At 60.0% G+C, this 22,452-nt stretch carries 20 protein-coding genes; 10 read left to right on the top strand and 10 right to left on the bottom strand.

From position 1 onward, the window contains the following. The first annotated feature begins 20 nt into the window (after positions 1 to 20). The 5 genes from parE (at position 21) to PMI27_RS28585 (ending at position 6,600) form a co-directional block, all read left to right on the top strand. A complete protein-coding gene (gene parE / locus PMI27_RS28565; RefSeq protein WP_008153347.1) occupies positions 21 to 1,925 on the top strand; it encodes a DNA topoisomerase IV subunit B in 1,905 nt (634 codons plus the stop codon). Continuing rightward, positions 1,925 to 2,914 carry an esterase-like activity of phytase family protein gene (locus PMI27_RS28570; RefSeq protein ID WP_008153346.1) on the top strand — a complete coding sequence of 330 codons (990 nt, stop codon included), beginning with the start codon at positions 1,925 to 1,927 and terminating at the stop codon, positions 2,912 to 2,914. Before parE ends, PMI27_RS28570 begins: the two co-directional genes overlap by 1 nt. Next, entirely contained in the window at positions 2,911 to 3,435 is a 525-nt protein-coding gene (locus tag PMI27_RS28575; protein WP_008153345.1) for a retropepsin-like aspartic protease family protein, read from the top strand. The genes PMI27_RS28570 and PMI27_RS28575 overlap by 4 nt, the downstream gene beginning before the upstream one ends. A 7-nt stretch (positions 3,436 to 3,442) precedes the next feature. Continuing rightward, positions 3,443 to 5,710: a DNA topoisomerase IV subunit A gene (gene parC / locus PMI27_RS28580; RefSeq protein WP_008153344.1), complete on the top strand. Its 2,268-nt coding sequence runs from the start codon at positions 3,443 to 3,445 to the stop codon at positions 5,708 to 5,710. Between the two features lie 176 nt (positions 5,711 to 5,886). Further along, positions 5,887 to 6,600 (top strand): PqiC family protein, encoded by a 714-nt coding sequence (locus PMI27_RS28585; protein WP_008153335.1) that lies wholly within the window; start codon positions 5,887 to 5,889, stop codon positions 6,598 to 6,600. Positions 6,601 to 6,879: 279 nt separating this feature from the next. On the opposite strand, the gene PMI27_RS28590 is transcribed toward PMI27_RS28585, so the two are convergent. Continuing rightward, positions 6,880 to 8,412 (bottom strand): AhpA/YtjB family protein, encoded by a 1,533-nt coding sequence (locus PMI27_RS28590; protein WP_008153334.1) that lies wholly within the window; start codon positions 8,410 to 8,412, stop codon positions 6,880 to 6,882. Between the two features lie 135 nt (positions 8,413 to 8,547). Between PMI27_RS28590 and serB the strand changes: the two genes are divergently transcribed. After that, positions 8,548 to 9,762 (top strand): phosphoserine phosphatase SerB, encoded by a 1,215-nt coding sequence (serB, locus tag PMI27_RS28595; RefSeq protein WP_008153333.1) that lies wholly within the window; start codon positions 8,548 to 8,550, stop codon positions 9,760 to 9,762. Positions 9,763 to 9,900: 138 nt separating this feature from the next. On the opposite strand, the gene PMI27_RS28600 is transcribed toward serB, so the two are convergent. From PMI27_RS28600 to PMI27_RS28615, 4 genes are all read right to left on the bottom strand, one after another. Further along, positions 9,901 to 11,679 (bottom strand): hypothetical protein, encoded by a 1,779-nt coding sequence (locus PMI27_RS28600; RefSeq protein WP_008153332.1) that lies wholly within the window; start codon positions 11,677 to 11,679, stop codon positions 9,901 to 9,903. 233 nt (positions 11,680 to 11,912) lie between these two features. Further along, positions 11,913 to 12,773, bottom strand: coding sequence for an archaetidylserine decarboxylase (gene asd / locus PMI27_RS28605; RefSeq protein ID WP_008153331.1), 861 nt, complete (start codon positions 12,771 to 12,773; stop codon positions 11,913 to 11,915). A gap of 18 nt (positions 12,774 to 12,791) precedes the next feature. Beyond that, on the bottom strand, positions 12,792 to 13,607 hold the full coding sequence (locus PMI27_RS28610) for a rhodanese-like domain-containing protein (protein ID WP_008153330.1): 816 nt from the start codon (positions 13,605 to 13,607) through the stop codon (positions 12,792 to 12,794). A gap of 42 nt (positions 13,608 to 13,649) precedes the next feature. Continuing rightward, positions 13,650 to 15,188: an HDOD domain-containing protein gene (locus PMI27_RS28615; protein ID WP_008153328.1), complete on the bottom strand. Its 1,539-nt coding sequence runs from the start codon at positions 15,186 to 15,188 to the stop codon at positions 13,650 to 13,652. A gap of 166 nt (positions 15,189 to 15,354) precedes the next feature. On the opposite strand from PMI27_RS28615, the gene motA reads away from it, so the two are divergent. The 3 genes from motA (at position 15,355) to PMI27_RS28630 (ending at position 18,278) form a co-directional block, all read left to right on the top strand. After that, positions 15,355 to 16,206, top strand: a complete 852-nt coding sequence (gene motA / locus PMI27_RS28620) for a flagellar motor stator protein MotA (protein WP_008153327.1) — start codon at positions 15,355 to 15,357, stop codon at positions 16,204 to 16,206. A gap of 3 nt (positions 16,207 to 16,209) precedes the next feature. Further along, the gene (gene motB, locus PMI27_RS28625; RefSeq protein ID WP_008153326.1) at positions 16,210 to 17,244 is read left to right on the top strand and encodes a flagellar motor protein MotB; all 1,035 of its coding nucleotides are present in this window, start codon (positions 16,210 to 16,212) and stop codon (positions 17,242 to 17,244) included. 764 nt (positions 17,245 to 18,008) lie between these two features. Then, entirely contained in the window at positions 18,009 to 18,278 is a 270-nt protein-coding gene (locus tag PMI27_RS28630; protein WP_008153253.1) for a hypothetical protein, read from the top strand. A 71-nt stretch (positions 18,279 to 18,349) separates the two neighbouring features. Here the strand turns inward: PMI27_RS28630 and PMI27_RS31715 are convergent, their stop codons facing one another. From PMI27_RS31715 to rsgA, 5 genes are all read right to left on the bottom strand, one after another. After that, the gene (locus PMI27_RS31715; RefSeq protein WP_160171623.1) at positions 18,350 to 18,538 is read right to left on the bottom strand and encodes a hypothetical protein; all 189 of its coding nucleotides are present in this window, start codon (positions 18,536 to 18,538) and stop codon (positions 18,350 to 18,352) included. Positions 18,539 to 18,596: 58 nt separating this feature from the next. Continuing rightward, positions 18,597 to 19,082, bottom strand: a complete 486-nt coding sequence (locus PMI27_RS28635; protein ID WP_008153258.1) for a toll/interleukin-1 receptor domain-containing protein — start codon at positions 19,080 to 19,082, stop codon at positions 18,597 to 18,599. Next, positions 19,082 to 20,041 (bottom strand): caspase family protein, encoded by a 960-nt coding sequence (locus PMI27_RS28640; RefSeq protein ID WP_008153259.1) that lies wholly within the window; start codon positions 20,039 to 20,041, stop codon positions 19,082 to 19,084. Before PMI27_RS28640 ends, PMI27_RS28635 begins: the two co-directional genes overlap by 1 nt. 3 nt (positions 20,042 to 20,044) lie before the next feature. Beyond that, positions 20,045 to 20,452: a TIR domain-containing protein gene (locus PMI27_RS28645; protein WP_008153261.1), complete on the bottom strand. Its 408-nt coding sequence runs from the start codon at positions 20,450 to 20,452 to the stop codon at positions 20,045 to 20,047. Positions 20,453 to 20,664: 212 nt separating this feature from the next. Further along, positions 20,665 to 21,696, bottom strand: coding sequence for a small ribosomal subunit biogenesis GTPase RsgA (rsgA, locus tag PMI27_RS28650; protein WP_008153263.1), 1,032 nt, complete (start codon positions 21,694 to 21,696; stop codon positions 20,665 to 20,667). Positions 21,697 to 21,803: 107 nt separating this feature from the next. On the opposite strand from rsgA, the gene orn reads away from it, so the two are divergent. Next, a complete protein-coding gene (gene orn / locus PMI27_RS28655; protein ID WP_008153265.1) occupies positions 21,804 to 22,346 on the top strand; it encodes an oligoribonuclease in 543 nt (180 codons plus the stop codon). Positions 22,347 to 22,452 lie beyond the last annotated feature (106 nt).

Below are 22,452 nucleotides of genomic sequence, written 5' to 3'. Positions count from 1 at the left end.
CAGGCGGACGACGAGACCCCATGGCCACTCCCAGCGCTAGCTCTTATAACGCAGACGCCATCGAAGTCCTCTCGGGCCTCGACCCGGTGCGCAAACGCCCCGGCATGTACACCGACACCAGTCGGCCGAACCACCTCGCCCAGGAAGTCATCGACAACAGCGTCGACGAAGCCTTGGCCGGGCACGCGACCTCGGTGCAGGTCATCCTGCACGCCGATCACTCCCTGGAAGTCAGCGATGACGGTCGTGGCATGCCGGTGGATATCCACGCCGAAGAAGGCGTGTCGGGCGTCGAGCTGATCCTCACCAAGCTCCATGCGGGCGGCAAGTTTTCCAACAAGAACTACCAGTTCTCCGGCGGTCTGCACGGGGTGGGTATTTCCGTGGTCAACGCCTTGTCGAACGAAGTCCGGGTGCGCGTAAAGCGTGACGGCAACGAATACCAGATGACTTTCGCCGACGGTTACAAGAAAACCGAGCTGGAAATCATCGGTACAGTCGGCAAGCGCAACACCGGTACCAGCGTATTCTTCGCGCCGGACCCGAAATACTTCGATTCGCCGAAATTCTCCATCAGCCGCCTCAAGCACGTACTCAAGGCCAAGGCCGTTCTGTGCCCGGGGCTGCTGGTCAGTTTTGAAGACAAGGCCACCGGCGAGAAAGTCGAATGGCATTACGAAGACGGCCTGCGCTCCTACCTGGTGGACGCGGTCAACGGATTCGAGCGTCTGCCGGACGAACCGTTCTGCGGCAGCCTGGCCGGTAACAAAGAAGCGGTCGATTGGGCGCTGTTGTGGTTGCCGGAAGGTGGCGACAGCGTTCAGGAAAGCTACGTCAACCTGATCCCGACGGCGCAGGGCGGTACCCACGTCAACGGTCTGCGTCAGGGCTTGCTCGATGCGATGCGCGAGTTCTGCGAATTCCGCAGCCTGCTGCCACGCGGCGTGAAGCTGGCGCCGGAAGACGTCTGGGAACGCATCGCTTTCGTGCTGTCGATGAAGATGCAAGAACCGCAATTCTCCGGCCAGACCAAAGAACGTCTGTCGTCCCGTGAAGCGGCAGCATTCGTTTCCGGTGTGGTCAAGGATGCCTTCAGCCTGTGGCTCAACGCCAACCCGGAAACCGGCCTGTTGCTGGCGGAACTGGCGATCAACAATGCCGGCCGTCGTCTGAAGGCCAGCAAGAAGGTCGAGCGCAAGCGCATCACGGCGGGGCCGGCACTGCCGGGCAAACTCGCCGACTGCGCCGGGCAGGACCCGATGCGTTCCGAGCTATTCCTGGTGGAAGGTGATTCCGCCGGCGGTTCGGCCAAGCAGGCGCGAGACAAAGAGTTTCAAGCGATCCTGCCGTTGCGCGGCAAGATCCTGAACACCTGGGAAGTCGATGGCAGCGAAGTGCTGGCCAGCCAGGAAGTGCACAACATCGCCGTGGCCATCGGTGTCGATCCGGGCTCGGCGGACATCGCCCAGCTGCGTTACGGCAAGATCTGCATCCTCGCCGACGCCGACTCCGACGGTCTGCACATCGCCACGTTGCTGTGCGCGTTGTTCGTCCAGCATTTCCGCCCGTTGGTGGATGCCGGTCACGTCTACGTCGCAATGCCGCCGTTGTACCGTATTGACCTGGGCAAAGAGATTTACTACGCCCTGGACGAAGCCGAGCGCGATGGCATCCTCGATCGTCTGGTGGCCGAGAAGAAACGCGGCAAGCCGCAGGTCACACGATTCAAAGGTCTGGGTGAAATGAACCCGCCGCAGCTGCGCGAAACCACCATGGACCCGAACACTCGGCGTCTGGTGCAGCTGACGCTGGAAGATTTCGAAGCGACCTCGGAAATGATGGACATGCTGCTGGCGAAGAAACGCGCCGGTGACCGTAAATCCTGGCTGGAATCCAAAGGCAACCTGGCCGAGGTTCTTGGCTGATGCGGGTTGGCTTTGCCCTGGCGTGTGCGTTACTTCTGACCTCGATTTCGGTGTTTGCCGAACCGGTGCCGGAACTGCGCCTGTTGTCCGAGCATCCCGTTGACGGTATGCGCGGCGGCAACTTGTCAGGGTTGGCCCAGTGCGGCAAGGATATGTGGACGGTGTCGGATCGCGACGACGATCAGATTTACCGGCTCGATACCCGCGACAGGGTATGGCAAGCCGAAACCGTGGGCATCGGCGTACCACCGGTGCCAGACAGCGGTTTGCCCTGGGGCTTGCGTTCGCGAACCTGGGTGGCGTCGTTTGTCCGTGGCGGGGATCTGGATTTTGAAGGCATCACCTGCGACAGCGCCGGTAATCGCTACATCGTCAGCGAATCCCATGCCGCGATACTACAAGTGCCGCCCGTTGGGCCGTCGTCCTGGCTGAAGATCTCGCCGATTCTGATTCGCGAAGCCCGGGCCAGCGGCATGCTGCTGCACTTCAATGCGTTGTTCGAAGGCCTGGCGATCAATCCGGCGGGTGATCAATTGTGGCTCGCCGCCGAGCGTCAAAGCCGTGGCTTGTTGTTGATCAAGCGCAAACAAACGGTATGGGATTGCGATGGTGGCTGTGTGTTGCTGAGCGAAGCCGGGAAAGAAATGCAGCCGGCGCAGTTTCCCCGAGCCAAAGCAGTGTCCAGAGACTTTTCCGACCTGTCGCTGTTCAACGGCAAGCTGTTTACCCTTGAGCGCAACGCTTACCAGATCTGCCGCCGAGATCCGGTGACGGCCAAGGTCGAGCGCTGCTGGTCGTTTGCCGATGAAGCCTTGCAGGCGCATCGCCGCTATTCAAATCCTTACGGCCTGACCGAAGCGTTGATTATTGACGCCGAGGGCGCGTGGATTGGCACCGACAACAACAACGATGCCCGCGCCGATGGCGAGGAACGTCCGATCGTCTGGCGCTTTGCCGCGCCTGAAGGCGGCTGGAGCGCCAAGCCTTGAGCCAGCAAACGCCGGGAAAACGCGCCGGTCGGGTATTTATGGTGCTGGCCTGGTGCGCGGCGCTGTTTCTGGCGACGCGGTTTTTCGGCCAGTGGGAGGCGCGGCAGCAGAACCCCAACTCCGTCATCAGCTCTGAGCAGGGCGAAGGTTTTATCGAAGTGAAACTGGCCAGCAACACACAGGGTCACTTCGTCGCCAGCGGCCAGATCAACGGCCAGCCGGTGGATTTCATGCTCGATACCGGGGCGACCGACGTGTCGATCCCGGCGGAATTGGCCGAACGGCTGAAACTGGAAAAAGGCTTCGGGGTAACCCTGAGCACAGCCAATGGTCGCACCCAGGGTTACCGAACCCGCATCGACCGGCTGCAACTGGGCGACATTGTGCTGCGTGATGTGCGCGCCCTCGTCGTGCCAGGCCTGGATGGCAAGCAAGTGCTGCTCGGAATGAGCGCGCTGAACAAACTTGAATTTACCCAGCGCGGTGGCACCATGCTGCTGCGCCAGACAACGAACCGATGAGGCCCGCATGAGCGACTCCCTTGATCTCAGCCTGGACGGTGTAGAACGCCGGTCACTGGCTGACTTCACCGAAAATGCCTACCTCAACTACTCCATGTACGTGATCATGGACCGTGCATTGCCGCATATCGGCGACGGCCTGAAACCGGTACAGCGGCGCATCATCTACGCGATGAGCGAGTTGGGGCTGGACGCCGATTCCAAGCACAAGAAATCGGCGCGTACCGTCGGTGACGTGCTTGGTAAATTCCACCCGCACGGCGACTCGGCCTGCTACGAAGCCATGGTGCTGATGGCCCAGCCGTTCAGCTATCGCTACACGCTGGTCGACGGCCAGGGTAACTGGGGTGCGCCGGATGATCCCAAGTCCTTCGCCGCCATGCGTTACACCGAAGCACGGCTCTCGCGTTATTCCGAAGTGCTGCTCAGCGAATTGGGCCAGGGTACTGCGGACTGGGGTCCGAACTTCGACGGTACGCTCGACGAGCCGCTGGTGTTGCCGGCGCGTTTGCCGAACATCCTGCTCAACGGCACCACCGGCATCGCCGTGGGCATGGCCACCGACGTACCGCCGCACAACCTGCGCGAAGTCGCCACGGCGTGCGTGCGTTTGCTCGATGAGCCCAAAGCCACGGTCGAACAGCTCTGCGAACACATCCAGGGCCCGGATTACCCGACCGAAGCGGAAATCATCACGCCGCGTGCCGACCTGCTGAAAATGTACGAAACCGGCAAGGGCTCGGTGCGCATGCGCGCCGTTTACCACATCGAAGACGGCGACATCATCGTCACCGCGCTGCCGCATCAGGTGTCTGGTGCCAAGGTGCTGGAACAGATCGCGGCCATGATGCAGGCCAAACCGTCGAAAGCCCCGCAAATCGCTGACTTGCGAGACGAATCCGACCACGAAAACCCGTGCCGGATCGTGATTATTCCGGGCGCACGCAAAAACTTTGACCACGATGCATTGATGACCCACCTGTTCGCCAGTACCGAGCTGGAGTCGAGCTACCGGGTCAACATCAACATCATCGGTCTGGACGGCAAGCCGCAGCTGAAAAACCTGCGTGCGCTGTTGGTCGAGTGGCTGGAATTCCGGGTCCAGACTGTGCGTCGTCGCCTGCAATTCCGCCTCGACAAAGTCGAGCGTCGCCTGCACCTGTTGGACGGTTTGTTGATTGCCTACCTCAACCTGGATGAAGTGATTCACATCATCCGTACCGAGGAGCACCCGAAAGCCGCACTGATCGCACGTTTCGCCCTGAGCGAAATCCAGGCCGACTACATTCTCGACACCCGTTTGCGTCAGTTGGCGCGACTGGAAGAAATGAAGCTGCGTGCCGAGCAGGATGAACTGCTCAAGGAACAGGCCAAGCTGCAAGCCCTGCTGAGCAGCGAAGCCAAGTTGAAAAAACTGGTGCGCACCGAACTGATCAAGGACGCCGAAACCTACGGCGACGACCGTCGCTCGCCAATCGTCGAGCGCGCCGAAGCCAAGGCCCTGACCGAGCACGATCTGCTGCCGAATGAGAAAGTGACGGTCGTCCTGTCGGAAAAAGGCTGGGTTCGTTCCGCCAAAGGTCACGAAATCGACGCCACCGGACTTTCCTACAAGGCCGGGGATGGTTTCAAGGCCTTGGCGCCCGGACGCTCCAACCAGTTTGCGGTGTTTATCGATTCCACCGGTCGCAGCTATTCGGTGGCCGCACACACACTGCCATCGGCCCGAGGCCAGGGCGAACCGCTGACCGGTCGTCTGACGCCGCCGCCAGGGGCGAGCTTCGAATGCGTGCTGATGCCGGAAGACGATTCGCTGTATGTAATCGCGTCCGACGCCGGTTACGGTTTCGTGGTAAAAGGTGAAGACCTGCAAGCCAAGAACAAGGCGGGCAAGGCGCTGTTGAGCCTGCCGAACAACGCCAAGGTGATTCTGCCGCGCCCAGTGGCTGATCGTGAGCAAAACTGGCTGGCCTCGGTGACCACCGAAGGTCGCCTGCTGATCTTCAAAATCAGCGATCTGCCACAATTAGGTAAAGGTAAAGGTAATAAGATCATCGGGATTTCCGGCGAGCGTGTTGCCAGCCGCGAAGAATATGTCACGGACATCGCTGTTCTGCCGGATGGCGCCACATTGGTGCTGCAGGCCGGAAAACGTACCTTGTCACTAAAAGCGGACGACCTCGAGCACTACAAAGGTGAGCGTGGACGTCGTGGGAACAAATTGCCACGTGGCTTTCAGAGGGTAGATGCGCTGCTCGTCGAAAACCTCAATTAAGCGTCCTAGAGCGCTCGATCTACGATTTAACGCGTAGATCGACGCTTTGGCGCTGGAGTCGGAACGCATATTCACGGATGATATGGCCTTTCAAGCGCCGGCGTGGCCGAGCGTTCTTCATATTTATTGAGTATTTTCACTGTGGTTAGCCTTGTGGCAACCACCTGGATGGGACGATGACTGCTCTGCGCCTTCCTTTTATTTTGATGCTCGCTGGCGTTCTTGGCCTGGCGGGTTGCAGCGTTCACCAGCCGGTGTCGCTGTATCAGCTGGACAGCGGAAGTCCGGCTCAGCCTGCGCAAAGCGCGGGCATGGCTGTACTGCTGGGTCCGGTTACAGTAGCTGATTACCTGCAACGCGAAACGTTGTTGCAGCGACAGCCGGATGGCAGCCTGCAAGCGTCGGCTGATGGTCGTTGGGCGGGTAGCCTGTCGTCGGATATCGATCAGTTGTTGCTGCGTCAGGTCGCCGGTCATCTGGACAGCCAGCGCGTGGTGCTGGCGCCAGCGACAGTGGGCTTCACGCCGGATGTGCAGGTTCTTCTGACGATTACTCGCCTGGACTCGGGTGAGGCGCAACCGGCGATCCTTGATGCGCAATGGCGTCTGATCGACCGTCGTGGCCAGGTTCGTGATAACCGCATCATTCACCTGCAGGAACAACATGCCGGTGGCACGGCGGCTCAGGTTCAGGCTCAGGGTGTGTTGCTGCAGCGTCTGGCCGAGCAGTTGTCGACGGCGCTCAAGCCGCTGGCTAATCAGCCGCCGATCGCCGAAGCACCGCGCAAACCGGCGTCTAAGCCTGTGGCACCTGCTGCCGAGCAGGACAAACAGCCGAAGATCCCGATGGCTTCGCCGATCAGGACCGATATGGAAGTGTTCAGGTTCTAAGCCTGGATTGATCCAAGAGCAAAGCCCGCCATGTGCGGGCTTTGTTGTTTCTGCGGGTTGGAGATCTCCTTTGCTGCTGAGGGCCTCATCGCGGGCAAGTCGGGTCGCCGCACCGCTTGCTCCTACAGGGTTTGTATCGTTCATGCGATTGGCGTACGACACCGAACCTGTAGGAGCAAGCGGTGCGGCGACCCGACTTGCCCGCGATGGCGTCAGTGAGGGCAACAAAAAAGCCCGCAGACAATCACTTGTCTGCGGGCTTTTTCATAACGGGGCTATTTACGCCCGTCGTTCGTGCATCCGCGCCAGTTGCCGCTCAAGCATCGACGGATAAGGCTCCATCAGCCGCTCTACGCAGCAAGCGCCTTCCGGGCTGGCGATCGGTCGGATTCGAGCGCGCTGACGGATCAGCGCGTCGTCACCGATCTTGCGCTCCACCAGCAACAGGTTGCGGCTGTGTTGCGACAGGGCCAGCGCATCCTGGGCGGTTTCGGTCAGCAGCAGATCAATCTGGCTCAGGCCGAACAGCTCGTCACCCAGGGTCAGGCCCAGTTGCAATTGCAGGGTGATGCCGCTGTCGGCGACTTCGATCTGCAACTGATGGCCCAGAGCCCGCAACAATTCACCGCAGCAGATGGCATTGGTCAGGTAGTCGTCGCCGCTGTCTTCGGTGTGGAACAGCATCAGCGTGCTGCCATCGTTCAGGGTGTGCAGCTCGCTCTGGTAGAGCGAGGCGGCCTGATCGAGGCAGTCGCGATAGCGTTTGAGCAGTTCTTCCAGGCGTGTGCGGGGCAGGCGACGCAGCTGATCCTGAGCGCCCAGTTGCACGGCCAGCACCGCGCTGTGCTGCGGCACGTTCGACAGTTGCGGTTTGGCTACCGGTTTCGGCGCAGTCGAAGCTGATTCATCACGCAAGTCGGCAAATGCATCGTCGTCCTCATCGTCTTCAACGGTGCTGACAATGCGCCGTGGCGCAGGTTTGAGGCCGGCCACAGGCTTGGTTTCATCGAAACTCGGGTCACGCAAATTGCGCATTTCGAAGGTTGGCTCGTTATCGTCGGCGTCTTCGTAGTCGCTTTCGTCGTATTCAGGCTCGGGAGCGGGCTCCGGCTCGGCGGGTTCTGGCGCGAAGTCGGCGTGCAGCTGACGAGCCAGATCGCCGATCTCATCCTGACGCTCGGTTGCCGGGGTGTGTTCGTCGATATGGCGCAGCCACACCCGCAATTGCAGCAACGGCGTGGAGATGTGCCGACCCAGGCGCAGGCTCAAGGCCAGGGACAGCGCCAGCAGAATCGCGCTCAAAATACCCATGCTTTGCAGGCTGATGGTCATCGGCTGCTGGAACTGATCCATGTCCAGGCTGATGCGCAGTTGCCCGGCGGTCACATCCTGGAAAGTGATCTTGCTCTGGTACATGCCTTCGGCTTCGCCCAGCAGGCTATGCTTGGGGCGCTGACCGGCTTCGGCGAGGATGCGGTTATCCACGCTGTAGATGGCCGCGTGAGCCACCAGCTTGTTTTTGGTCAGGTTGTTGAGCAGCACGTTGAGGCTGAGGATGTCGTTGGACACCAACAGCTCCGTAGCGGACGTGGCAGTCTGGGTGGTCAGGCTTTCGCCCAGCGCATCCGCCTGCTCGTGCATGGCCTGCTTGAACTGCAAACCCATCACGCAGGCATAGATCACCAGGGCCAGAGCGACCAGGATCACGTTATGGCTGGCAATGCGCAATGCAATCGGTACACGGCGGTGGCGCAGTGCACGGAAGATCAGCAGAAAGAAGTTATCGGTTTTTACTGGCGTGGGCCGGTTCACTTGAGCTCGGCTCTTTTGTCCGTGAAGTTGACGCGCAGTATAGCGACAGGCCCTAGACCGTCAAAGCGCTCACGGTGCCCGATGGTCACTGAATGTGGGTAGAATGCGGTTTTTTTCCACCTGCGGGGGTGCGCCTTGCGCGAAATCGTCCTGATAAACATCACGGGAGTCGACCGTCCGGGTCTGACTGCGGCCATTACCGGCGTTCTGGCCCAGGGTGGTGTGAACATTCTCGACATCGGTCAGGCGGTGATCCACGACACCTTGTCGTTCGGCATCCTGGTTGAAATTCCTGACACCGAGCAAGGCAAGTCGGTGCTCAAGGACATCCTGTTCACGGCGTATAAGCTCGATCAGCAGGTGCGTTTCACGCCGGTGTCCGAAGAGGATTACCAGCAGTGGGTTGGCAATCAAGGCAAGAAACGCCACATCGTGACCCTGCTGACCCGCAAAGTGACTGCCGGACAATTGCAGGCCGTGAGTTCGATCACCGCCAAATATGGCCTGAACATCGACCACATCGATCGTCTGTCCGGGCGCATGCCGCTGGACACCCCGGCCGATCAGGGCAAGGGCTGCATCGAGTTTTCCGTTCGTGGCGAAGCGGCTGATCCGCAAGCGCTGCGGGCCGAATTCCTCAGCGTCGCGCAGGAACTGAACGTCGACATCGCCTTCCAGGAAGATTCACTGTTCCGTCGTAACCGTCGCCTGGCGGTGTTCGACATGGACTCGACGCTGATCGAAGCCGAAGTGATCGACGAACTGGCCAAGGCTGCCGGTGTGGGCGATCAGGTATCTGCGATCACCGAGCGGGCGATGGCCGGGGAATTGGACTTCCGCGCCAGCTTCAAGGAGCGCCTGGCCTTGTTGAAAGGGCTGGACGTCAGCGTGCTGGATTCCATCGGCGCCTCCCTGCGTCTGACCGAAGGTGCCGAAACACTGTTCGCCGAACTCAAACGTCTGGGCTACAAGACCGCAATCCTGTCGGGCGGCTTTACCTACTTCGCCAAGCAATTGCAGGCCAAGCTGGGCATCGACTACGTGTTCGCCAACGAACTGGAAGTCGTGGACGGCAAAGTGACTGGCGTGGCGGTCGAGCCGATTGTTGATGCGCAGCGCAAGGCGGATCTGCTGAAGGAACTGGCGCACAAGGAAGGTTTGCGTCTGGAGCAGACCATTGCGGTCGGCGACGGCGCCAACGATTTGCCGATGCTGGCGATTGCCGGGTTGGGCGTGGCGTTCCGTGCCAAGCCGCTGGTGAAACAGTCGGCGAAGCAGGCGATTTCCACCCTTGGGCTGGATGGCGTGCTGTATCTGCTGGGCTTCCGGGATCGCGACGGGCAGCTCTAAGTCTTGTATTGACTGACAGGGCGCCATCGCGGGCAAGCCTTGCTCCTACAGAGGTCGTGTTGTTCAAACGATTAACGCTGAACCTGTAGGAGCAAGGCTTGCCCGCGATGGGGGCGCCACGGTCTTACAGATTCACCTTCAAAGTGTTTTCCACAACGAATCAAAATCCTCCTCAGCGCCGCTCACTGCGGCGTTGTCGTTTCTGGCTGTCTCCAGTGGACGGTAGGCGAACTGATTGAAACTGTTGGTGCTCGCCACCCGCCGCTCCAGCCCGACCCGACGTTCCTCGCCGTGGGTATTGATCATGACCTTGTTGCCCTCCTGAAAGGGTAAGCGCGGCGCGAGCAGGGTGGCCGGCACGTCGATGGCGCTGATTTGCGGCAGCAACAAACCGCGAAGGTATTGGCTGTGGTCATCACGGGTGCGCACCAGTTGCAGGCCGCAAGGCTCGGCGCAGGGCGCAACCTGCTCGATGCCCATTTGCGTGCCGCCGCCGCGCACCTGGCGGATCCAGCGCACCACCGCGATGCTCCAACCCTGACCGGCAGAATCCTCGATACCGACCATCTCACCCGCCTGCAACTCGGCCGGTACTGCGCCGGGCCAGGCCAGGCAGTAACCGCCGGGGCTGTGATTGATCACTGATAGAACATGGGTCGGGAAGTGCTGATTGCGGTCGGATGCTTCGTGGCTGTCGTCATTCTGAAGCTGCGGGTATTCGATCTCTTCGTAGGGCAACAGAGCGTCTGCATTGCCTTGGGGCGCGGCGTCGAAGGCCTCGTGCCATTGGTCCTTTTCCCGGCCAGTCGCTGACGTTACCGAAAATTGTGCAGGCCGGGCGCCGTGGTTTTTCAGGATGTCGCTGAATGAGCGTTGCCCACCCAGATAAAAGTGCAGCGCACTCATGCCTATGCACAGGGTCAACGTGCCTTGGCCGACGGTGCGCTGGAAACTGCGCTCGGCCGTCTGGCCCCAGGCGGCATGAAGGTGTTGCAACGTGTCCAGGCTTAACCCTGTCGACACGGGCAGTGGCGATGAACTGTCATTTTTTTGCAAATGAGCTTCAATTGCCGCGACCAACGGCTGCGGATCAAGCCCCAACAAGCTCTCCTGCTGCTCGGCGCGGAACTTGGTGCGGTAACGCGGTCCGGTGTCGAGGTCTGGCGCGACGGCGAACAGTCCGGTGGCCGGTTTGCCGGGTTGCAGCTTGATCCATTGGCTCCAGGGTTCCAGTACCTCGGCCACCCGGGCAATCTGGTGCTGACGCAGTTGGTTGCAGCGTGAGGCACCCAGCAACAAGGCGACCACGTACGTCTGTTCGATGCTCAGGGTTTGCGTCTGGCTGGCCAGCTCATCGCGCAGGCTTGTGTGTTGGAGCCGGTGCGTGCAGGCGATTCGGTAGAGCTGATGCAGCTCCAGCCACAGGCCTTCCGGCACCGGGCAATAGAGTTTGGTCGCGCGAATCAGCGGCCCGTTCAGGCCATGGATCGCCCGTTGCAGCGCCTGGGTCAGCAGCGGCGCACGGTCCTTGCTGAACTTTGGTGTGATGCGCACGACAATTTGTTTATAACCAATGGCCAAGTGACTTTGCAGCGCCTGGCAGAGGTTGGCGATCTTGCGGGAACGCTCGTCGAGGACAATCGACTGATGCAGGAAATGCTGCTCAAGGTGTTTGCAGACGTAATACACCTCCGGCCGCAGCAGTTCGAGCAATTGCAGGCGATTGTCACTGGGCGTGAACATCTGGTTGAGTTCGCTCAAGCCTTGATACAGCTGGCGAGCGGTTTCACCGATGTTGGCTTTGGGCAGATTGGCGATCCAGCGCTTGAGATCGCGCGGGGTGGCTTCACAGAACGACAGACGCACCTGCAGCGGGATCGGTGCGCGTAGCAGCAAGACAGGATTGGTCTCATTCATGCCGTAGACAAGCTCCGACCGGGAAATGGGCAGTGAATGACTTGACTGTAGCAGCTATGAACGCTGGAGGGAGTATCACGATATTTGCGTCACGCTTGCCTTCGTAGGAGCTGCCGAAGGCTGCGATCTTTTTTCAGCGCGCGCCGTAGATCAAGATCAAAAGATCGCAGCCTTCGGCAGCTCCTACAGAGGGATGCGCCGCCCGGAAGAAATCCTGGGCGGCGGCTCCGGGATCAAGCGCTTGGCAAGCCCATGCCCTGGCCCATCTGCACCGGCGAACCGGCCGCCAGCTCTTCAGCCCACTTGACTTGATCAGGCCCGAACAGCACGACAGCGGTCGAACCCAGTTTGAAGCGGCCCAGTTCTGCACCTTTCTCCAAATGGATCGGCGCACGGGCAGCTTCGTCGTAGCGGAAGGTTTTCAGCTCGCGTTTCGGCGGCGTGACCAACCCGGCCCAAACGGTTTCGATCGACGCAACGATCATCGCGCCCACCAGCACCACGGCCATCGGCCCGCGCTCGGTGTCGAAAATGCACGCCACACGCTCATTGCGGGCGAACAGTTCCGGAACGTTTTCGGCGGTGGTCTGGTTGACCGAGAAGATCCGGCCCGGGATGTAGACCATCTCGCGCAGGGTGCCGGCCAACGGCATGTGCACGCGGTGGTAGTCCTTCGGCGACAGATAAATAGTCGCAAAATCACCGCCCATGAACGGCGCTGCGTTGGCAGCGTCGCCGCCCAGCAATTCCAGCACGCTGAAGCTGTGGCCCTTGGCCTGGAACACGCGACCGTGTTCGATCGGGCCGAGTTGGCTGACCGCGCCGTCGGCCGGGCTGAGGATCGCGCCAGGCGTCTCATCCAGCGGGCGAGCGCCGTCTTTCAAGGCGCGAGTGAAGAACGCATTGAAGTGTTCGTAGGCAGTCAGGTCTTCGACCAGTGCCTGCGACATGTCCACCTGATAACGCTTGGCGAACCAGGCGGTGAAGGCGTTCTTGAACCAGCGCACGCGGCATTCGGCAATGCAGCCGGCCAGTCGCGACAGCAGGTGATGGGGCAGCAGGTATTGGCTGAGGATAAACAAACGCTTATTCATTAACTGTCCTTAAAAACCTTAAATCTCTACGGGGGTATCGGGGTGGTTGCCCCATTCGCCCCAGGAACCGGCGTAGCCTTTGACCCGCGGATAACCGAGGGATTTGGCCACCAGATAGGTGAAGCCAGAACGATGGTGTGTCTGGCAGTGGGTAATCACTTCTTTGTCTTTGCTGATCCCGAGTTTTTCCAGGATCTGCGGCATGTCGGTGCGGATGCGCAGGTTGCGCGCCTGATCCATGCCCGCGGTCCATTCGAAATTGACCGCGCCGGGAATGTGCCCGGCCTTGGCCGCCAGGACTTTCTCGCCGGAGTACTCCAGTGGCCCGCGTGCGTCCCAGATCGCCAGGTCGGCGGCACCGAGACGGCTTTGCAGGTACTCGCGGGTGGCCGTGGGTTCGTCGTGCAGGGTCAACGCAACCGGGCCGCCAACCGCTGCCGGGATCTGGATCGACATGGGCAAGCCTTCTGCCAGCCAGGCCTTCAGGCCGCCGTCGACATAGTGGTACTTGCTGTGGCCGATGACATCCAGCAGCCAGATAAAGCGCCCGGCCCAACCGCCGCCTTCGTCGTCATAGACAACGTAGACCGCATCGGGGTTGTGTCCCAGTTCACCGAACAACGCTTCGAGCGCCGCTTGCGGCGGCATCAGCCCCGGCGCTGGTGCGTGACCGAGTTGCGTGCGTTTCGGATCGACAAAGCGCGCACCGGGGATATGCCCTTCGGCATAGCGGGCGCTGCTGGTCAGGTCCACCAGAATCAGTTCGCGGGCGTCGAGACGAGGGAGCAAGTCGCTCGGCTCGATCACCAGCGGCAAGCCAGAGAAGTCAGACATGTGAGGTCTCCAGAGCACAAAAGGGAGGATTGTATAGCAGCGTCATTGGCCGCGCTGACTAAAGCTGTGCAGGGCTTTCTCGATGCACTGCGCGGTTTTACCGAAGGCTTGTACGGTGATTTCAGAGAACGGTCCGCCGCCCTGATCCGCCACCACAATCATGATCACCCGACCATTATTGACCAGTGAGCGCAGCAGCAAGTGTTCGCCGCCGAACTGTGAGCGCAGGCCGGCCGGTAGCATGGCCGAGAATTGTGCGTTGTTGGCCGGCGTCAGGCGTACCTGGGCCTGTTGCGAGAGCAGGCGTTGCAGCACGGTGCTCTGGCTGACGACGAAGTTCAGACCGGCCACTTCCTTTGGCAGCCCGGCCGTCTGATGCACCCGCAGATTGGCGTGAGTGCGGTCGGCCATCAGGATCATCACCCGACGCATGCCGCATGCGACCAAAGCGTCCCGGGCAGACGTGGTCAAGTGCATGGCATTGGTGAAGCGACTCGGCTCGACCAGCAACTCGGCACACTGGCTGCGCCATTTCGCCAGGTCTTCGGCCGTCGGCGCCGGGGCCGGCAGCAAGCCTGCGTGCACGCGGTTCATACCCCACGGCCAGATCAGTGAAACGGCCGGGTGCCAAAGGTCTGGCATGGCGTGATGGCGGGCGCTGTTGGCGGCCTGTTGGTGCAACTGCTGCTGCACCTCGTCCATCGGCATTTGCAGGTAAAGGCTGGTCAGGTATTGCCAGCGTTCACTGTGCGGACTGTCCCAGGCTTGTTGCGCCGACAGCGCCAGGCCGTTGGCCAGCAGCACCGTATTGGCCGGCTGATTGAGCCAGCGGCGCAGGGTCGGATCGTCATCGAGGCGGTTCTGCTGGCGCAATGGATGATCGCTGTCGCGCGCGATGCGCAGCACTTTCACCAGTTCACGCTGCTCGTTGAGCAGCAGCCGATAACCTTGCTGCACCCAGATCGGCAGGCGCCAGATGTCCACGAGCGCCAGGCAGATATCCAGCAGGCGCACGCCGAACAATTGCTTTTCGACTTTGCGCGCCGACTCACCTTTGTGGATGACCCGCAGCTCCCATTCTTCGAGCAGCTGCGGATGAGTCAACGCCATCGGCCAGAGCGGCGAGAGAAACAAAAGACTGCCCCAATGGATGTCCTGCCATAGCCGCGCCAGGCGACTGGCGAAAAAACCGTTGGCCTGTTGGGTCGCGTGCTGGCTGATCAGCTGCAGCTGACGCAGGGCGATCGGGATCTCCAATTGCGGCTGGGCAGGCAACCGGGCGAGCAGTTCTTCGGTGCGCTTCAAACCGAGGCGATTGATCGCCACCTCAAGGTTTTCTGCAGGCTCGGTCATGCTGCCGTGGGTGTGGCGATTGGCTTCGCGAATCACGCTCAAGGCCAGCGCCGGGCTGTCCTGAATCAGTTCGGCGATATCGCGCAGGGAGCTGCGACTGTTGGCGATGGCCTTGCAGACACGGTCATGACTGGCTTGCGGAACTGGCAGGCGCACGCCATCGAGAAGCTTGACCCAGCCTTCGAGAGTGGTCGGTTTTGGAGTTGGAACGTTCGTTTCGTTAGCCATGGTTGGACGCGATCATCGTCTGCATTACCTATGCCCGGAGCGGGCCAAATTGGCTTTTCGCCTGAACTGGCTATAGTCTGGCGCAGTTTTGCCGATAAGTAGAAGAAGAGATTTTTTAACTTCCGAATATGACCTTGAACCCGACTCAGTAAGTGCTCTCCTACCTATGGCTAAATTAATCGGCATCATCGTCGTATTCGCGAGCGTGCTCGGCGGATACGTGCTTTCCCACGGCAAAATTGCCGCCCTGATTCAGCCCTTCGAGGTGATGATTATTGGTGGTGCGGCACTCGGTGCGTTCCTGCAGGCCAACCCCGGTTACATGACCATGCACGTGCTCAAGAAATCCTTGGGCATGTTCACTTCGCGTTTCAACCACACGTTCTATCTGGAAGTGCTGGGCCTGATCTACGAGATCCTCAACAAGAGCCGCCGCGAAGGCATGATGGCTATCGAGGGCGACATCGAAGACGCTGCTGCGAGCCCGATCTTCGCCAAATACCCTGCGGTATTAAAAGACGAACGCATGACCGCGTTCATCTGCGATTACCTGCGCATCATGTCCTCCGGCAACATGGCGCCCCATGAGCTCGAAGGCCTGTTCGACATGGAGCTTTACAGCCTCAAGGAAGACCTCGAGCATCCATCCCACGCGGTGAACGGTATTGCCGACGCCATGCCTGGTTTCGGTATCGTCGCGGCGGTACTCGGTATCGTGGTGACCATGGCTTCCTTGGGTGAAGGCGATCAGAAATCCATCGGCCTGCACGTCGGTGCGGCCCTCGTCGGTACCTTCTTCGGTATTCTCGCGGCGTACGGTTTCTTCGGTCCGCTGGCCCATTCCCTGGCCCACGATGCCAAGGAAGAGCTCAACGTCTACGAAGCCATCAAGGCCTCGCTGGTCGCTTCGGCTTCCGGCATGCCGCCATCGCTGGCGGTAGAGTTCGGTCGTAAGGTTCTGTACCCGGCGCACCGTCCTAGCTTCGCTGAGCTGGAACAAGCGGTTCGCGGACGTTAAGTCATGGAAAATAACCAGCCGATAATCATCAAGCGCGTCAAGCGCATCGCCGGCGGGCATCACGGGGGCGCCTGGAAAATCGCCTTCGCCGACTTCGCGACGGCGATGATGGCGTTCTTCCTGGTGCTGTGGCTGCTGTCCACCGCAACGCCTGAACAGAAGATCGCCATCGCCGGTTACTTCAAGGACCCGGTCGGTTTTTCCGAAAGCGGCACGCCGTACATCATCGATTTGGGCGGCACACCGACCCTGGCGCCGGAGAACACCCTCAACCCCGAGGTGAAATCTCAGCCGCAGCCAGACAAGGTGACTATCGACGCCGAGCAGGTTGAAGGCATGGCCGAGCAGGTCGAGAAGGAACGTCTCGAGCTGTTGCTGCAAGAACTGCAGAACAAGGTCGAAGAGAACCCGCAACTGAAGAAATTCAAAGACCAGATCCTGTTCGAAATCACCCCGGACGGTTTGCGCATCCAGATCGTGGACGCCGAAAACCGGCCGATGTTCGACTCAGGCTCAGCTCGTCTGAAGCCGTACTTCGAAGACATCCTGCTGGCCATGGCCGACACCATCAAAGCGGTGCCGAACAAGATCAGCATCAGCGGCCACACCGATGCCAAGCCGTATTCGGGCACGGGTGATTTCGGTAACTGGGAGCTTTCGGCCAACCGTGCCAACGCCGCACGTCGTGCGCTGGTGGCGGGTAGTTATCCGGATACTCAGGTGGCGCGGGTCGTCGGTTATGCCTCGTCGTCGTTGTTTGACCGCGAGCACCCGTTCAACCCGGTCAACCGCCGAATCGACATCGTGGTGCTGACCAAGAAAGCCCAGCGTGCCATCGAAGGTTCGCAAGGTGCGGAGCCGGCTCCAGAAACAACGCCGACGCAAGGGCAGGGCGGCCCGGGCGAAGTGCCCGCCACGCCAGCTGATCCGAATGCGTTACCGGCAGATAAAGAGCCGTTGCCGGCGCATGAGCTTCGTGAACGGTTGAATCTGTTCGACAACCCAGCGCCGAAACCGGGTGAGCCGCCGAAGCAGTGACCCATGAAAAAGCCGACAGCGATGTCGGCTTTTTTGTGCCTGTTGTTTGTGAAGTGGGAATTTTCAGCGTGGGCGCGGTCCCTGTGGGAGCTGGCTTGTCGGGTCGCTGCATCGCTGCGATGGCGGCCTTGTGGCTGGCGTAAGTTTTGGGTGTGTACATATCCATTTCTGCGGTAACGGCTGCCTATGGTTCGCTCTTACAGCGAGTCACTTTGGAAAAGCCCCAAAGTAACCAAAGGGCTTTTGCCCCTTTCGTTCGGTGCCTCGCCTAGGCTCGGCATGCCCTCGCTCCGGTCCTGCTCCGTGGGCCCGCCGCCATCGGCCATCCATGGCCGGGGGCGACTAACCCGGCATCCATGCCGGGTTGCCCACTGCGCAGAACCTCCACTCGGCCTCTCGAGGGTGCGACTACCGCCAAAGCAATCGAGGCGGCCTAATAGCCGACCTGATTGCTGGGTGTACGCGTTCCGCTGTAGGAGCCGGCTGCTGGCGATGGTCGTCAACGATAACGTGTGCTGCCTGAATGGACGCGGCGCACTTGAGTCCATCGCCGCAAGAATGAATTTACATCTGCCTGATCACGGTAAAAACCAAGGAATGAGGGCATGTCCGAGAAAGGTGTAGGAAGTCTCCGAGGCGTATAAACCGGGTTTTTCTTCGCTTAAGGCTCGCCTATAGTTTGTCCGTCGCCGACGAATCGGTGATCGACTTTAGCCGGTCGAACCACAGATGAAATCTCTCGAAATTATCCGGAGTTTTGACCCATGGCTAAATACCGCCCCCTCCAAGGCAACTTCAGCATCGGCCCGACGCTGTACATCGACACCGAAGCCCGCGCTTCCGATCTCCTCGAAACCGCCGTCCACCGACTCAAAGCCGCGCGTAATCTACTCAACAGCGTCACCTGCCTGTGCATCAAAAACGCCGAAGGTCATGATCTGGAGCATTTCACCAATGCTGCACATATGTTGATTCAGGACGGCTGCGATGCCTTGGATGTGCTGGGCTGGACGCTGGAAAAAACCGCACGCTGAAAATGAGAAGGCCACGATTTGCGCAGCTTTTTTGTCAGGTTACGCGCGCTGGGACAATTTTTTGACCGCCATCAAGGCGCGCCATAGCCACTGGAATAGAGCCTTCCGATCATTTTCGTGACGTCACGAAAATGATCGAGGTCGGTAAAGGTGGTCAGCGCCCTGTCGAAGACCTCATGCTCACTCGTTATGCCTGCTACTTGATTACCCAGCATGGTAATCCGAGTTGGCAGTCGTGAAATAATACCTTCGGCGTCCATTGATTGGTCAGCATTGAAATACAAAAAAGCCGCGATCGTCGCGGCTTTTTTGTGCCTGTCAGAAACCGCGTCGGATGCGGTTTTTGAGTTGGTCGTGGAACAGGTCGGCATTTCCTTTGTAGGTGCCGCGAACCGACTCACTGATCGAATCCAGTCCTATCGAGCGTTTGGTTAGCACCTCCTCACGATAAGCATCAATGAAAAAATTGATGTCCGTATCGCCGCTCAGTTTCGGCCATTTGTCGAGGTACAACGGTAAAGCGCTTGGGCCAATCTGGTACGAGCAGATGCGGCGATTGCTGATGGTCGCTTCTCCGATCTCGAACGGTACCCACCAGGACTGCGCGGTTTTCTCGGAAACCACGGCGAGCAGATGCGTGCAGTCGGTAATGTTGCGAGTAATCACGCCGGTAATATCGTCAGTAGTCTGCGATTCGGCATCCAGCACATCGAGATAGGTTTTGATGTTCGCCTGTTTCAGGCGCGCATTGATGGCCATTGCCTGGACGCGGTCGGTATGGCGGTAGCTAATAAACACAGGCATCAGAAATGTCCTTTGATCGCGAGTTCGCGGTAATAGGCGCCGAGGGCGGTCAGGCGGCAGCCGGTGGAGTGGATGGCCGCGTAGTACATGTGCTCGGCGTCAACCGGTTCGATCAGGCTGTGGCGGTTGCACTTTTGCAGTTGGGCGAAGACTTCGCCGTGGTCCGGGTCGAACGATGTTTCGGTGGGTTCATAGCTGGGGTCGAGCGCAAAGACGTGGCTGGGCTCCGGGAACCAGTCCTTGAGTTTGCGCAGGGTCTCTTCGGCGATCAGTGGCGTGACCTCGCGCAAGGGGACAAATTGCGAGACGTTGGTCTTGAACACTGGCCGTTGTTCCCACGCGCCCAACGCGTTGTCGACGAACGAATACACGCTGCCGGGAGTGACCTTGCCCAGTACGTTGGCGGCTCCGCCGTGCAGCGCTTGCAGCAGCAGATCGGTAAACACGCCGTGGCTGCGACCTTCGAGCGCAACCTGGTCTTTTTTGCAGGCGGTGAGAATGGTCATGCCTTCGCCGATGACGCTGCTGCCGCCGCGTAACCCGCGCATCGCGGCGGCTGCGCCGGCCTGGCAGCAGTCGAGGATGATGATTTTGTTCTTGATGTGGGGGGCGTTGTCCGCCCAACTCAATATGTCGCTGATGCGAATACCATCGCCACCCGGTGCAAAGTCCTGAGGGATCAGCAGCCCCTCGTCGATGCTGGTGTCGAACTGGCCGTGGCCGGCGAAATACAGCAGCGCCACATCGCAATCGCCGGAAAACAGGCTTTGGATATGCTGCTTCATGGCCATCAGCGAAAGGTCATCTTCGGCTGAGGTCAGCACCTTGCTGCTGAAGTTCGGCCGCCCGTTGGCGTGACGCTCCAGCACCGAGGCCATGGCCATCGCGTCGTTATTGCATCCGCCCAATGGAGAGACGTGGGCGTAATGGTTGATCCCGATGAACAATCCCTTGCGCATGGTTCACCCCGCCGCGTGAGTGCGAATGGCACTGATGATGCTGTTGGTGTTCCACGCACACTCTGCGTGTGCTGCCCGGCGCACCACGGTAGAAATCCGCTCCGCACCAAACGGCTTCACGGCAATGATCACCTTGCCCATGCGCCTGGCGATCGCGATTTCCTTGTTGATCCACTTGCTGTAGGTCGAATACATCCCCGCCATGATCAGCACTGCCGAGCAGGGGCGGATTTTGTTTTCGATGGCTTCTTCCAGCTGTTTGTCGGTTTTCGCGCCGATGATCGGGTTGTCTGGCGGCACTGAAAAATTTTTGAACGTGAAGCCGGGTTCAGCGTTGAGCAGCCGCACGAGGTTGTCATGGGCGTGGGGGTAGTTCCACGAATGGCTGATGAACAAATGATAGGTTTGCATGGGTATCCCTCGGTATCGCCAAAATGCGAAGAGGGTTCGAATGTATGCACTTGAGTGGTCGCAACAAGACCTGCACTGATAAAGAGAATTCCCCTACAAACAGGCGTGCAAGAGCCTTACAGAAGTCTCTGACGTTTAAATGGCGAGGATATTTGTAGGACGCTACAAGCGGCGCGCTGCCCCGTCAGTGTCGAGGCCGCGGGCGCGTCTGTTTAGTAGCTGGTTTCGGGCAAACTGGCGATGATCGAGCGATAGCTGTTCATCCGTTGCTGCTGCACGCGGCCTTCTTCGAGAGCTTTGAGCAGGGCGCAACCCGGCTCGCGGTCGTGCTTGCAATCGCGGAAGCGGCAGGTGCCGATCAAGTCGTTGAACTCGATGAAGCCGGCTTCGACGTCGGCACGGCTGACGTGGCCCAGGCCGAATTCGCGGATACCCGGGGAGTCGATCAACTCACCGCCGCCGGGGAAGTGGAACAACCGCGCGGTAGTGGTGGTGTGAGTGCCCTGGCCGGACAACTCGGACAGCGGGCCGACACGGGCTTCGACTTCAGGCAACAGGCTGTTGACCAACGAGGATTTGCCGACGCCGGACTGGCCGACGAACACGCTGATGCGTCCGTCCAGCTGTTCCTGCAGTTGCTCCATGCCGTTGCCGTGGTGCGCCGAAACCTCCAGCACCGGATAACCCAGCGTGCGGTAAACCGCCAGCAAGGCATTCAACGCGGGGGCGTTCTGCTCGTCGATCAGGTCGAACTTGTTGAGCAGCAGCAGCGGACGAATCCCTGCGTGCTCAGCAGCGACCAGATAACGGTCGATCAAGTTGGCATGAGGCTCGGGCAGCGGCGCGAAGACGATGACGATCATGTCGACGTTAGCGGCTACAGGCTTGAGCTGGCCACGGCTGTCCGGACGGCAGAGCTCGGTTTTACGCGGCAGTTGCGCCACGATCACACCGATACCCTGGTTGCCGGCACGCCAGACCACCTGATCGCCGGTCACCAGCGCCGGCAGGTTGGCGCGCAAGTGGCAACGGAACACCTGGCCAGCCAGATCGCCATCGAGGGCTTCGACTTCGACCTGCACACCGAAGTGCGCGATCACCAGGCCGGTCTGTTCCGGACCCAAGTCGCCACCCTCAAGTGCCTCGACAGCCGAGGACTCGCGTTTGGCGGCGCGGGCAGCGCGTTCGCCCTGAATCTTTTCGATGCGCCAGTTTTGACGACGATTGAGTTGGCGTTTGGCCATGGGTGTTCCGTATCAAGAATGCAGCGATTAGGTAAAACGGCCGCGAGTTTAGCACGCCCGGCCGCCGCCCTAGGCTAAACTGCGCAGCATTGCCTAGGAGCCGACACATGCAAAACCCGCAGAATCTGATCTGGATCGACCTGGAAATGACCGGTCTGAACCCTGATACCGACGTCATCATCGAGATGGCCACCATCGTCACCGACAGTGACTTGAACACCTTGGCCGAAGGTCCGGTGATCGCTATCCATCACAGCGACGAAATTCTCGCTGGCATGGATGAGTGGAACACCCGTCAACACGGCGGCTCCGGGCTGACCCAGCGCGTTCGCGACAGCCGCATCAGCATGGCCGAAGCTGAAGCCGAAACCATCGCTTTCCTGGAAAAATGGGTGCCGAAGGGCAAGTCGCCGATCTGTGGCAACAGCATCTGCCAGGATCGTCGCTTCCTTTATACGCACATGAAATCCCTGGAAAGCTTCTTCCACTACCGCAACCTCGACGTGTCGACGCTGAAAGAGTTGGCCGCACGCTGGGCGCCGGACGTGCGCGACAGCTTCAAAAAGGGCAGCACTCACCTGGCCCTGGACGACATTCGCGAATCGATCGCCGAGCTGCAGCACTATCGCAAGAACTTCATCAAGTTCTGATGGCGCCTCGGGTGACGCCATCGCGGGCAACGCGGTCCAACGCCATGATTGCCCCCTTTTGGTGCCGTCCCTAAATGGCTAGACTGCGCGCCTTCCTGTAAGGACC

Source organism: Pseudomonas sp. GM41(2012) (assembly GCF_000282315.2).
GTDB lineage: Bacteria > Pseudomonadota > Gammaproteobacteria > Pseudomonadales > Pseudomonadaceae > Aquipseudomonas.
This window is presented reverse-complemented; position numbering and strand designations above follow the sequence as displayed.